Genomic DNA, 12,978 nt, shown 5'->3' with positions numbered 1-12,978 from the left:
GGGAGCGTGGTGTGAAATAACGTATCCGCTGCAACGTACATCGACGTTCCTCGCGTCGCTCCCCGCACGGGGAGCGTGGATTGAAATCCCAAAAACGGACCACCTTTTCAAGATTGCCCGCGTGTCGCTCCCCGCACGGGGAGCGTGGATTGAAATCATGCAATTACCCCCCCATTATCACACCTTTTCGTCGCTCCCCGCACGGGGAGCGTGGATTGAAATGTCACAGGGGGACCAGCCCTCACAATCAACTTTGGTCGCTCCCCGCACGGGGAGCGTGGATTGAAATATTGACACTTTTCTTCCCCGCGAAAACAAAGATCGCGTCGCTCCCCGCACGGGGAGCGTGGATTGAAATATTCTGAGGCTGAGGCTACCCGCAACCTGATGCAGTCGCTCCCCGCACGGGGAGCGTGGATTGAAATCATCACTTCACCCCCACGCTTTGCTTGTTCTCCAGTCGCTCCCCGCACGGGGAGCGTGGATTGAAATTGACCTTGTGCCGCCCCTGTGCCGAAAAGCTGGGGGTCGCTCCCCGCACGGGGAGCGTGGATTGAAATAAGCGTCATCACACCTTTCTTGTCGAAAACAGGCGGTCGCTCCCCGCACGGGGAGCGTGGATTGAAATATGACCCAAACCAAGGCCACCGGAGGCGAGGGTACGTCGCTCCCCGCATGGGGAGCGTGGATTGAATTCCCACTCGTTTTAGGTTAAAATGGCAGTAGCGCATGTCTCTCCTACACGGAGAACATAAATCAAAATTATCTATCCTTCTGTGGTTTCCTGGAGAGGTGGGCACCAGGCAGAGTTATGAGGCCGAAGTGGGCCAAAAGCCTCCGGGGGAGTTCGTCCGTGAGATCGTTGGCATGGATATGAGCGCCGCCAAGGAGGCCTTTGCACAGTACCTGAACCACGTCAATCTGGACATCCGGCAGGTCTACTTTGTCAACCAGATTGTGGAGTACATTGTCCGCAACGGCATGATGAAGGACCTGTCTGTCCTCCAGGAACCGCCCTTCACCGACCAGGGCAGCACTGTGGAGATCTTCACCGCTCTGTCCCTGTGGGTCGGAATCAAGGGGATCATTGACCGGATCAACGCTAATGCGGCGGTATAAACAATAAGACGCTACAGTAAGAACGGAGAGAGAAAATGGCGCAACATTTATCCGTAAGAGTTCCGTGGAAAGATAACGGATACAGCGGCCTTGTTTGCGACAAACCGTGCTATAACAACGCTTGCTTGAGACTAAAGAATATCTCTGGCAATAGAGATGATGCGTTGGAAGGGCAATTAAGCGGCTGCCCCATAAAAGGACATGAAAGCGAAATCCCCTGCTTGTCTGAGGGCGGGTGCTTTATGTCCCCAGACAGCTATACCAAAATAACGATTCATCCGTATAAAGCAAGCAGAAATAGTACCCATCAACATTTTAGAGAGACAGAGTTGAACTACCCGCCCTTTTCTCTGCCGGCCAGACCTTTCGGCTGGACAATGCTCCGCAAAGGGAATGAACATAATATTGACCAATTGGTACGCAGATTTGCCATTGATTATGACCCGGATCGAGAACCTCATCTGCCCTTTTTAACAAACTGGGTTCAGGACGCTGAGAACCAACGAGCAATCTTCAAAGCCTTTTATGAGGATGTCCAGATTGGGTCATCCCTTGTCATTCCCTATGCCAAACAAGTCCCTTTTATTGAAGATGCAAAACGCGTTGTCATGGGGATTGGTCGCGTTATGTCCCTGGTCGAGCCGCCGGAACATAACCACACTGATGAGAGCCCTTTGCGCTCCATTTTGTGGGAAACCATGATCGGCCATTCTATTCGTGATGAACGTAAGGACGGCTTTTTATTGCCTTACCGCGAAATGATGGAATATGCAGCCGATCACCCTGACTTTGATATGCGCTCTGTAACCGTATTTGCAGAAGACGACTATTTTGATGAGTTCTCTTATGCCACTGAGCATCTGTCATACGATGCGGTAATCAGCGTCCTTTTGCAAACAATTAAGGCACTTGAAACAATTAAGGAGTGTATTCCCGGAAACTGGGATGAGTGCATTACCTGGTCAAAGCAGCGATTGCAGGAGGTATGGAAAGACCGCGGGCCATTCCCAGGCCTTGGTGCCATGCTGTCCGCAGTGGGATTTGCACGTGGCGAGTTGATGGCCAGAGAAATAAAAGCCTATGTGGACGACCTGTCTAACTATGAAATGGTTGTGGAAGACGCACTCCGAAAGCCGCAAAACTATTTTTCATCAAAGGTTCTTGCCAGTCTGGGAAAAACGGAGTTAGAGCTATTCCGCCGTCTGCCTATGGAAAGGAAACAGTTGTTCTGGCTCCTTGCAAGAATATCCTTGACCGAACGGCAAGCATATTACGCCTATTATCCGGAAGAGCGCAGAAAGATTGGATTTTTCTGCTCAGATGCAGAAATTTTAAAAAATCCCTATATTCTCTATGAACAGACCAGACGAGCCACTGTTGAATTTATGATTCCGGTGCAGAAAATTGATAGAGCGGTATATCCACCAGATGAAATGCGCATATCCAATCCGCTAAAGGCCCCCTCCGCCCTGGATTCCAGAAATGATAAACGTAGGGTCAGAGCATATATAATCAGCCTGCTGGAGGCTCATGCGTTAAACGGACATACTGTATACCCGGTTGAAATGTTGATTGAGGAAATCAATAGATTACCCATTGAGCCTGCCTGTCAAATAACCAGTGACATGATCCATCTTTTTGCTTCTTTTATAGAAGAAATGGTAAAGCCCGTAGATTGTGTCAGCGGTGAAAAAGCGTATCAGCTCAATCGATTATTTGAAATTGACGAGTTGATCCGCACTTCCGTCCATAAGCGACTGGGAGGAACCCGACACGAAGTGAAAGAAAACTGGCGAAAACTTGTGGACGAGGAGTTTCAAGATCCGGTAACCACGGAATCCGAGGAAAGAGCAAGAAGGGAAAAAGCTGCAATCCTGAAAGAACTTGCAGAGTCCCGTCTTTCTGTCCTAATTGGTGGAGCTGGTACCGGCAAAACCACTCTGCTTTCCCTTTTGTGCAAATCACAACAAATTTGTGACGGCGGCGTACTTCTGCTGGCCCCCACCGGCAAGGCCAGCGTCCGCATGAGCCAGGAAATGAAGAAGCGAGGGATAAACAGCACCGCAAAAACGGTAGCGCAGTTTCTGAGTGAGAGCAACCGCTTTAACGGCTATACCATGGAGTACCATCTTTCTAACGAAGAGGCAAAAAATGTTCCATTTACAGTTATTGTTGATGAAAGTTCCATGCTTACGGAAGAAATGTTCGGCGCTTTACTTCAAGCCTTGAGAAAACACGCAAGACGTATTATTTTCGTAGGCGATCCGAACCAGCTGCCGCCCATTGGGGCTGGACGTCCATTTGTTGACCTTGTGCGGTACTTAAATCATGATATCAACGCATTTCCTAAAGTAGGGAGTGGTTTTGGACAGTTAACGGTCACCATGAGGCAGTTATCTAAAGGGGGAATTCCACGGGGCGATACCGAACTGTCTAAGTGGTACATCGGAGATTCTGAAAACCTGGACGACAGTTTGTTTATTCAGCTTCAAAGGGGCAGTCTTGGCCCTCACGTCTCTTTCAAGCAGTGGAACACACCGGAAGATCTGGAACAAAAAATCTTTGAGACAATTGCAGAAGAGACCTGTATGAGCAGTATTGATGATATCCAGGGCTTTGATATTTCCATCGGCGGGGTCATTCATAACGGATGGATGAATTTTGGGTCAGAACCAAAGAAAATTGAAGATTGGCAAATCCTTTCTGCATATAGAAGTAATCCCGCCACCGGTACTGCAACAATCAACCGCTATATACATGAAAAGTACCGTTTTCAGGAGCCAGTGACGCTACAAAACTGTAAAGTCAGAAGCACCAAAAACTTGCTTGGAACAGATGGAATTGTCTATGGGGATAAAGTGATAAACCTTCGCAATCACAAACGCAAAAATTATCATTTTAAAACGAAAACCAAAGGCGAAGGCTATGTTGCCAACGGCGAAGTTGGAATTGTAGACCAGATTTGGACAAAGCCCCAGGCAAAATCCAACACACATCAAGTAACATTCTCTTCTCAGCCAGATCTCAAGTACAATTGGCCATCCACGGTTTCTGAAGAGGGTAATTCGGACCTTGAACTTGCGTATGCCCTAACCGTGCATAAATCTCAAGGAAGCGAATTTGGAAAGGCCATTCTGGTGTTGGGTGAGCCTGGGAACCTGTTATCCAAAGAATTGCTTTATACGGCGATTACCAGGCAGAAGGACAGATTGGTAATCCTATACAATGATGCCGCCTACCGCCTGCGTGATTACTCCTCGGCATCCTGCTCTGAGGTTGCAAGAAGATTTACCTGCTTATTTGAAACTCCGGATATCATAGAGTACAAGAAAAAATATTACGAGCAGGCCCTGATTCATCGGACTCTTAAGGGGGATTTGGTCCGCTCCAAATCCGAGGTCATTATTGCCAATATGCTTTTTGAGGCAGGCATTGAGTACGAATATGAAAAAGAATTGGATTTGGGGAAGGACGGAATTCGAATTCCCGATTTTACGATTGAAGATGCAGAAAATGGCTCTTGTTTCTATTGGGAACACTGTGGGATGCTGGGTGATGCTGCTTACGAGAAGCACTGGCAGGCGAAGAAGGTGTTGTATGCCAAGCATGATATTATCGAAGGCAAGAACCTGATCGTTTCTAAAGATTCCCGGAATGGCGGCATAGATTCTGCTGAAATAAAAAGTTTGATCGACAAATATCTGCGATAATTTGCTAATGGTAATGCCCTTATAGCCGTGAGAATACGCCACGGTAGATTTGACAAAGCTCTGACAAATCGCTTTATTAACCCTAGAACGAGTTCATATCAATCTATAATACTATATCCACGAAGCCCAGGGAGCAACTGCTCCCTGGGCTTCCCTTTTATCTGGGGCGATGGTTATGAACGCATTGCAGGTCCGGTCTAGAAAAAGCACAAATCCGAACCCGGCACCAATGGGTGCAGGGTTCGGATTTGCTGCTTATGGTGGAGGCGGGGGGAGTCGAACCCCCGTCCGAAAACGCTTCCTCGGGAACTTCTCCGGGCGCAGACGGTCATTTCCATTCCCTCGTCCTGGCGTAGGCCGTCAAACTACAGGACTTGGTAGCTTCATTGTTCATGGTGCGCTCAAAGCTTTGCGCACACACGTTCACCACTAAACGACGCCCGATCCGGACCCGTGGTCCTGTCCGGTCAGACGGCTGCGTTAAGCCGCAGCGAGAACGACGTTATCGTTGTTCTTTAATTTATAAGTTGCCCGTTTTTAGGATGTCAGGCCCATCCGCCCGCTATTCCCGCCTCTACGTCCCCGTCGAAACCAGTACGCCCCCATGGAGCGGCGCGGCCAAGCCGCGCCGCGACAGGTAACATGCTTATTTCTGTGGGTGAGGCAGTCTCAGCACTTCTCAGGAGCCGGGTAGTCCACACCGAAGGTCTCCACGGTAACGGACTTCATCCGCTGATCCTCGTAGGGACGGTCCATCCGGTCCCGCTTCACATTGACAATGGCGTCGGCCACGTCCATGCCCTCGATCACCTTACCAAAGGCGGCGTACTCGCCGTCCAGGTGGGGAGCCTTCTCCACCATGATGAAGAACTGGCTGCCGGCGGAGTTGGGGTGCATGGCCCGGGCCATGGACAGCACGCCCCGGTCATGTTTCAGGTCGTTCTTCACGCCGTTGTGAGCAAACTCACCCTTGATGGAGTAGCCGGGGCCGCCCATACCGGTACCCTGGGGACAGCCACCCTGGATCATGAAGCCGGGGATCACCCGATGGAAGATCAGCCCGTTATAGAAGCCGGACTGCACCAGGCTGATGAAGTTGTTGACGGAGTTGGGGGCCACCTCGGGATAGAGTTCAGCCACCATCTTGCCGCCGTTTTCCATCTCAAAGGTCACAATGGGGTTCTGAGCCATTTGGTTTTCCTTCCTTTCTTCCGGAAGCATGGGCCTCCGTTGTGTCAATAACCGCCGCGGCGGTGTGATTTCATGGTGCGATCCATCTCCCGCTTGGCGTCCCGGGCAGCGGCGGAATCCCGCTTGTCATAGAGCTTCTTGCCCTTGGCCAGGCCGATCTCCAGTTTGACCCGGGGGCCACGGAAATAGATGGACAGAGGAACCAGCGCGTACCCGTCCTGCTTGACCTTGGCAAACAGCCGCAGGATCTCCCGCTTGTGCATCAGCAGGCGGCGGGGCCGCAGGGGGTCCTTGTTGAAGATGTTGCCTTTCTCGTAGGGGCTGATATGCATCCCGTGGACGTGCATCTCTCCATCTTTTACGATACAGAAAGAGTCCTTCAGGTTGACGTGGCCCTGGCGGATGGACTTGACCTCGGTACCCGCCAGCTCAATGCCTGCCTCGTACTTATCCTCAATAAAATAGTCGTGGTAGGCTTTGCTGTTTTTGGCGACCACCTTCACGCTTGTACTGCCCATTCCGCCACCTCCCAACCGGGACAGATCTCTTGAGAGTTTATTATACCACGGCTGTCAATCCCTCAGACAGGGAAATAGGTCAGCACACCGGCCAGCGCGTCGGAGGTAAGGATCATCCGTCCATATTCCGCCAGGCTGGCCTCCAGATGGGGCCGGTCGGCTTCGCTGCGCCCGAACTCAGAGAGTCGGGCGGCAGCCTGCTCCGCTCCGGCGGGCAGAGAAAGCCACCACCGCTCTTTCCACCACAGCAGGGCGGCGTCCGGCCTGGGCTGGGGCAGGGCCCTGGCCCCAGCGGCCAGGTCTTCCAGCTTATCAAAGGAGATCCAGCACCGGGATTGACGGCGGACATGGGCAAACACCAGCACCCCGCAGGATTCCGGGTAGGCCTCGATTTCAATGGCGCCCTCCAGGTCAATACCCTCCTGACGAAAAGCGGATCGGGTCAGCTCCAGGGCCTGCTCCAGGGTCAGCTCCGCCGGCGTCAGGCCGTGTTCTTTCAGGTCGGCGGGGGTGATGTACAGGGCAACGCTGGCGCTGCCGATGGGCTGGATGGTCATAGACTGCCTCCTCTCAAATGCAGAAACCATTATACCCGCCCTCAAGCCCGTCGTATAGCTGTAATGATTGGCGGGATTGGAAAAGCTGAGGGTGGCACGGAAACCGGAATTATGATATAATGCACCTAACCGATTGAAGAAAAGGGGATATGCCCGATGGAACTGTGGGAAAAGACTGTGGAGAGCGAGACCCTCTTTGAAGGGAAGATCGTCACCCTGAAGCTGGACAAGGCTCAGCTTGTCAACGGGCGGATCGCCCGGCGGGAAGTGGTGGAGCATCCCGGCGGCGTGGCGATCCTGCCCCTGTTTGACGACGGTACCGTCAGCATCGTGCGGCAGTTCCGCTACCCCTTCCAGGAAGTGGTGACCGAGCTGCCAGCGGGCAAGCTGGAAAAGGGGGAGGATCATCGCCCCGCCGCCCTGCGGGAACTGGAAGAAGAGGTGGGCGTCACCTGCGGCAAGCTGACCTATCTGGGCTGTCTCTACCTCTCGCCCGGCTTTTCCACCGAGGCGCTTCACATGTATCTGGCTCAGGACCTGAAGCAGGGCGCCTGCCATCCGGACGACGATGAATTCCTGGATGTGGCCCGTGTTCCGTTCTCCCGGCTGGTGGAGCAGGTCATGGCCGGTGAGATCGTGGACGCCAAAACAGTGGCCCTGGTTCTGAAAGTCAAGCAGCTTTTGGGTCTGTAAGAACGGGAGGTTACCATGAGCAAGCGCATTCTGATCGTGGAAGATGAGAAGAACATCGTGGACATTCTCAGCTTCAATCTCTCCAAGGAGGGCTATGAGACCCTGGAAGCCTACGACGGCGAGGCGGGGCTACAGCTGGCTCTGGAGCAGAATCCGGATCTGATCCTGCTGGATCTGATGCTGCCCAAAATGGATGGCTTTGACGTGTGCCGCAACCTCCGCAAGGAAAACCGCTCCACACCGGTCATCATGCTCACCGCCCGGGAGGAGGAGACCGACAAGGTCCTGGGCCTGGAGCTGGGGGCCGACGACTACATCACCAAACCCTTCTCCATGCGGGAGCTGCTTGCCCGGGTGAAGGCCAATATCCGCCGCAACGAGATGGTTGCCGGGTCTCCCGCTCCCGCCCCCTCCGGCAGCCGGATGGAGTTGGGCCGCATCTCCATTGATCCCGACCAGATGGTGGTGTATAAGGACGGGCGGGCGTTGGAGCTGACCCAGCGGGAATATGAACTGATCAAGTTCCTGGCCGCACAGCCGGGCAAGGTATTCTCCCGGGAGGCCTTGATGGAACATGTCTGGAATTACGAGGGTTATGTGGGCGACGTCCGGGCCGTGGATGTGGCGGTACGCCGTCTGCGGGAAAAAGTGGAGGATGACCCGGCCTCGCCTCAGTTTGTGGTAACAAGACGGGGGCTGGGCTATTATTTCAACGCCTGAACTTAAACGCTGACGAGAGGAGTGGTCCACGGTATGTTTCGCAGCCTGCATATGAAGCTCATGCTTATCATGACGCTGCTCATCATTCTGCTGATGACCGTTGTGGGCGCATTCCTCATCAACTCTGTGGCCAATTACTACACTCAGGATTTTTACACCCAGATGTCGGAGGCCTTTGCCGACGAGGTATTTTGGGCCGATCTGAACACGCCTACCTCCGGCGAAGAGGACGGCGCGGCCAGCATCGCCGAGATCCTCAACGCCTACAACGGCACCCTGGGCGTGGACAACCGCAGCCGGAAGTACTATGTGCTGGACGGCAGCGACGGCCATTGGCTGGCCGGGTCCGACGAGCAGGATGCCGATAAGCCCTTGGATATGGATTCCCGCAACCTGATGCAGGTGCTGGCCGGGGCGGAGAAGGGAGACGACAGTACCCCCTCCGCCTCCTACATGGATGTGGCGGTGGCGGTTCAGCGAGGCGGGCAGCGGTATATCATTTATGTCCGGGACGACGGCACCAATGCCGCCGCCTTGAACAGTGAGCTGATCACCCTCATCGTGGAGGCCCTGGTCTTCGGTCTGGTCATCTCGGTGCTGCTCTCCTTCCTGCTGTCCAAGACCCTCATCACCCCCATCGAACGGCTCACCGAGGGAGCGGAGCGGGTGGCCAACGGCGACTTCTCCCAAAAGCTGGAGGTGGCCTCCCGGGATGAGATCGGCATCCTCACCGGCACCTTCAACGACATGGCCAAACAGCTCCACCACACCCTGGAAGAGGTGGAGAACGAACGCAACAAGCTGGGTACTCTGTTCCTCCACATGACCGACGGCGTAGTGGCCTTTGCCCGGGACGGCGCCGTAATCCAGTCCAATCCCGCCGCCGAGGACCTGCTGGGTACGGCCATTCCCATCGGCGGCAGCGTCAACTATGATACCCTGTTCTCCGATATCGCCCCGCTCCAGGGGGTACTGGCAGTTCAGTCCCCCGGCTATCTGGACGGAAAGCGTACCGTGGGCGGCAAGAGTCTGGAACTGCTGCTCACCCCCTTTGACCAGGAGCGGCTGGGCGGCGTGCTGGTGATGATCCACGACGTCACGGAGCAGCATAAGACCGAGGAAATGCGGCGGGAGTTCGTGGCCAATGTGTCCCATGAGCTGCGCACCCCTCTGACCAACATCCGCTCCTACGCGGAGACTCTGGTGGACAACGCAGGAGACCTGCCCCCCGATACCGAGAAAAACTTCCTGGGCGTCATCCTCAACGAGTCCGACCGGATGACCCACATCGTCCAGGACCTGCTCACCCTCTCCCGGTTCGATTCCGGCCGGTCGGAGCTGAAGCTGGCCCCCTTCCCCTTCGGGCAGGCGGTACAGGACGTGTACAACGCCATTCTGATGGAGGCTCAGCGCCATGGCCATCAGGTGGAGCTGAAGCTGCCCTCCTCCCTGCCTGAGATCGTGGGAGACCGGGAGCGCATCCTCCAGGTCATGATGAACGTGGTGTCCAATTCTATCAAGTATACCCCCGACGGCGGCCACATCCGCATTTCCGCCGGCCAGTGGCCGGGGAAGGTGTGGATGGAGGTGGCCGACGACGGCATTGGCATCCCCCAGGCCGACCGGAGCCGCATCTTTGAGCGGTTTTACCGGGTGGACAAGGCCCGCTCCCGGGAGTCCGGCGGTACCGGTCTGGGTCTCTCCATCGCCAAGGAGATCGTGGATCGGCACGAGGGCACCATCGAGCTGCTGGATCGGCCCGGTCCCGGCCTGACGGTGCGTATCACCCTGCTGACGGAGGGGCCTCGCCATGGAACGGAATAAGCCAAGACGCCGCCGGAACCGGGGACTGGAGCGGTTCAAAACCCTTCTTATCGTGCTGCTCTCCCTGTCCGCCGTCTATCTCACCGGCCTGACTTTGGTTCAAAATCAGGCCTCTCCAGGCTCCCAGGGGCTGCTGGGCGGACTGATTTCCCTTTTTCAGCCCCAGACATCCGGCAGCGATTCCGCTGCCGGGAGCGCGGGACAGCTCACCGCCGCCGCCCGTCCCGTCCGCATTGCGGTGTGCGACGGTCTCAACCGCTATGCACTCCAGTATAACACCGCCCAGACAGACAAACTGTATGACAGCGTGGGTATCCTGCTGGGTGAGGCGCTGACCAGCGCCAGATCCCCCTCCGTGGTCCCGGAGCAGGTCTGGCAGACCGCCCTCCAGTCCCCCGGCGTCTGGTTTGACTTTCTGGGGAACATCCCTCTGGAAACCCTCGGTGCCTGGACCGGCGAGGGCTCCATCAACAGCGCCCTGACCGGCTCCGCCCGGCAAGTGGCGGTGGCGTTGGTAGAGGATGGAGTGCGGCTGTACTATCATAATGAGAGCGACGGCCTGTATTATGCCTATGAAACCGCCGTCGCTTATGAGGGACACATGGATACGCTGGTGTCCGGCTACGGTGGAAACGGCGTGCCGTTTGTATTTGAACTGGGCGAAGACAGCGGCTACGAAAGTATGGATCCCTATGTACTGATCTCCTCCTCCACCCTGGCTCCCCCTGTCTATCGCGCCTCCAATCCTCTGTCCAATCTGGACGAGGCACTGATCAGCGAATTGCAAAAGGCCCTGTCCTTCCAGACCTCCTACTATCCCATCCCCAACGGCATCCGCATCCGGGAGGGGCAGGAGACCTTGGAGATCAGCAGCTCGGGGGCCGTCTCCTACAGCACGGCGGAGGGTACCGCTTCCCGTTATCCGGTGGGAGACGAGGATGGCTATAACATTACCGAATTGATCGAGACCACCCGACGCATGGCCGCCGACACGGTGGGGCGCTATTGCTCTGCCGCCCGGATCTACCTGATGGGGGTGGAAGAAACGGAGAACGGGCTGGAGGTCTGTTACGGCTATAGCCTCAACGGCGCCGAAGTCAGCCTTCCCGGTGGAGACTGCGCCGCCCGGTTTACTGTTCAGGACGGCCAGATCACCGCGTTCACCCTCCAGTTCCGCCGCTATGAGGACGCCGGACAGACCAGTCTGGTGCTTCGGGAGCAGATGGCCGCCGCAGCGCTGGAAGTGCTTGCCCCGGAAGGCCGGGAGCTGGCGCTGTGCTACAGCGATACCGGCTCAGACACCGTTCAGGCCGGCTGGATTGCCAAATAACATTTCCCAGGCCCCAGCGGGCATGAGAGCGAGGTTCCTATGGAATGGTCTAAACTAAAAAATGTGATCCTGCTCATGCTGGTGTGCGTCAACCTGATCCTGCTCCTGCTGGTAGGCAGTCAGGCAAGTCAGAATCTCCGCTACCAGAAGGAAACCCGTGAGGCTGCCCAGGCCGTACTGGAGCAGGGTGGAATCACCTTTGCGCCGGAGCAGTTTCCCGCCGATCAATCCTTGCCCGTGGTGACGGTTGCACGGGACCGATCCGGCGAGGCCGGCGTGGCCGCCGCCCTGTTGGGGGAGGTCACCCTGGAGGGGGAGAGCGAGGTGCGCCCCCGCTACTCCGGCCCCGGCGGCACGGCTGAGTTCTCTATGAACGGTAGTTTTACCGTGATCCTCCAGCCCGGAACCTGGACCCGCGAGAGCGGCCAGGACTATGAAGAGGCCAGCCAGACCTGCCTGGAGGCCATGGGCTTTACCGGAACGTTGGAACAGGCGAATCTGAACGGCTCGGAAAAGGCGCTCACCTACTGCCAGAACTGGGAGAACACCCCCCTCTTTTCCTGTTCCGTCAGCCTCCACTGGCAGGAAGACAATCTGATCCGGGTGGAGGGCCAGTGGCTGGAAGGTTCCGCCGTCTCCTCCTCTTCTGAGGAATTGCTGACCGCCACCACGGCGCTGGTGCGCTTTCTGGCCGGGATCAATGAGGGAGGTTATGTGTGCAGCCGGATCGATGAGATGACCTTCGGCTACCTGTCCGGCAGCAATACCACCCTTCAAGTCCAGCTCACCCCGGTGTGGCGCTTTATTACCGATACCGGCACCTACTATATCGACGCAGTGACAGGGGCGTTCACCCCTCTGGAATAATCCGGCGAAAAAAAGGGAGCGGCTAAAGCCGCTCCCTTTTTTGTTTCTGTATGTCAGTCCTCATCCACAATGAGGCCATAGCCGCCGTCGTTGCGCTTATAGACCACGGCAAACCGGCCGTCCTGGTCGGTATCCTTGAAGGCAAAGAAGGTGTGTCCCACCAGATTCATCTGGAGTACCGCCTCGTCCACCGTCATGGGCTTGATGGGGAACTTCTTGGTGCGGACGATCTTGAATTCCTCCTCGTCCACCTCGGGGGCGAAGGAGGAGAGTTCCTCCACATCCACGCTGCGGGAGAAGGCGTCCTGCCGCAGGCGCTTCTCCAGGCGGCTCTTATTCTTACGCAGCTGGCGCTCCACCGAGGAGACAGCGGCGTCGATGGTGGCAAACATATCGGAGGTACTCTCCGCCACGCGGATGATGGTACCGCCGGAGCGGATAGTCAGTTC

Annotated in this window: 11 protein-coding genes, 1 other RNA gene and 1 CRISPR repeat array; of the genes, 7 read left to right on the top strand and 5 right to left on the bottom strand. The window is 55.8% G+C overall.

The genetic code is table 11. The features are described from left to right. Positions 1–54 precede the first annotated feature (54 nt). Positions 55–696: direct repeats of the CRISPR family, unit length 33 nt; unit sequence GTCGCTCCCCGCACGGGGAGCGTGGATTGAAAT. A gap of 96 nt (positions 697–792) precedes the next feature. Both Q0K43_RS07455 and Q0K43_RS07450 read left to right on the top strand, forming a co-directional pair. Continuing rightward, positions 793–1,119 (top strand): type I restriction-modification enzyme R subunit C-terminal domain-containing protein, encoded by a 327-nt coding sequence (locus Q0K43_RS07455; RefSeq protein ID WP_366086147.1) that lies wholly within the window; start codon positions 793–795, stop codon positions 1,117–1,119. Between the two features lie 35 nt (positions 1,120–1,154). After that, on the top strand, positions 1,155–4,829 hold the full coding sequence (locus Q0K43_RS07450) for an AAA family ATPase (protein ID WP_297289925.1): 3,675 nt from the start codon (positions 1,155–1,157) through the stop codon (positions 4,827–4,829). Between the two features lie 258 nt (positions 4,830–5,087). Here Q0K43_RS07450 and ssrA read toward each other — a convergent pair. The 4 genes from ssrA to Q0K43_RS07430 form a co-directional block, all read right to left on the bottom strand. After that, positions 5,088–5,433: a transfer-messenger RNA gene (gene ssrA / locus Q0K43_RS07445) on the bottom strand. A gap of 65 nt (positions 5,434–5,498) precedes the next feature. Then, positions 5,499–6,020 carry a peptidylprolyl isomerase gene (locus tag Q0K43_RS07440; protein WP_297289924.1) on the bottom strand — a complete coding sequence of 174 codons (522 nt, stop codon included), beginning with the start codon at positions 6,018–6,020 and terminating at the stop codon, positions 5,499–5,501. A 44-nt stretch (positions 6,021–6,064) separates the two neighbouring features. Further along, complete coding sequence (gene smpB / locus Q0K43_RS07435; RefSeq protein WP_297289923.1) at positions 6,065–6,538, bottom strand: SsrA-binding protein SmpB; 474 nt, start codon at positions 6,536–6,538, stop codon at positions 6,065–6,067. A gap of 62 nt (positions 6,539–6,600) precedes the next feature. Next, the gene (locus tag Q0K43_RS07430; RefSeq protein ID WP_297289922.1) at positions 6,601–7,095 is read right to left on the bottom strand and encodes a hypothetical protein; all 495 of its coding nucleotides are present in this window, start codon (positions 7,093–7,095) and stop codon (positions 6,601–6,603) included. A 156-nt stretch (positions 7,096–7,251) separates the two neighbouring features. On the opposite strand from Q0K43_RS07430, the gene Q0K43_RS07425 reads away from it, so the two are divergent. Genes Q0K43_RS07425 through Q0K43_RS07405 form a run of 5 tightly spaced genes read left to right on the top strand, consistent with a single transcriptional unit; the run spans position 7,252 to position 12,529 of the window. Next, the gene (locus Q0K43_RS07425; protein WP_297289921.1) at positions 7,252–7,788 is read left to right on the top strand and encodes an NUDIX domain-containing protein; all 537 of its coding nucleotides are present in this window, start codon (positions 7,252–7,254) and stop codon (positions 7,786–7,788) included. Between the two features lie 15 nt (positions 7,789–7,803). After that, on the top strand, positions 7,804–8,508 hold the full coding sequence (locus tag Q0K43_RS07420; protein ID WP_297289920.1) for a response regulator: 705 nt from the start codon (positions 7,804–7,806) through the stop codon (positions 8,506–8,508). A 33-nt stretch (positions 8,509–8,541) separates the two neighbouring features. Continuing rightward, positions 8,542–10,332, top strand: coding sequence for an ATP-binding protein (locus Q0K43_RS07415; protein WP_297289919.1), 1,791 nt, complete (start codon positions 8,542–8,544; stop codon positions 10,330–10,332). After that, a complete protein-coding gene (locus Q0K43_RS07410; protein WP_297289918.1) occupies positions 10,319–11,662 on the top strand; it encodes a hypothetical protein in 1,344 nt (447 codons plus the stop codon). The genes Q0K43_RS07415 and Q0K43_RS07410 overlap by 14 nt, the downstream gene beginning before the upstream one ends. A 39-nt stretch (positions 11,663–11,701) precedes the next feature. Then, on the top strand, positions 11,702–12,529 hold the full coding sequence (locus tag Q0K43_RS07405) for a hypothetical protein (protein WP_297289917.1): 828 nt from the start codon (positions 11,702–11,704) through the stop codon (positions 12,527–12,529). A 53-nt stretch (positions 12,530–12,582) separates the two neighbouring features. On the opposite strand, the gene Q0K43_RS07400 is transcribed toward Q0K43_RS07405, so the two are convergent. Beyond that, positions 12,583–12,978: ribosome hibernation promotion factor (locus tag Q0K43_RS07400; protein WP_297289916.1), on the bottom strand; the 396-nt coding region annotated here is incomplete at its 5' end.

The organism is uncultured Flavonifractor sp., from assembly GCF_944383115.1.
In the GTDB taxonomy this organism is placed as follows: domain Bacteria; phylum Bacillota; class Clostridia; order Oscillospirales; family Oscillospiraceae; genus Flavonifractor.
Note: the sequence above shows the minus strand (reverse complement) of the source record. Positions and strands in the feature narration are given on the sequence as shown.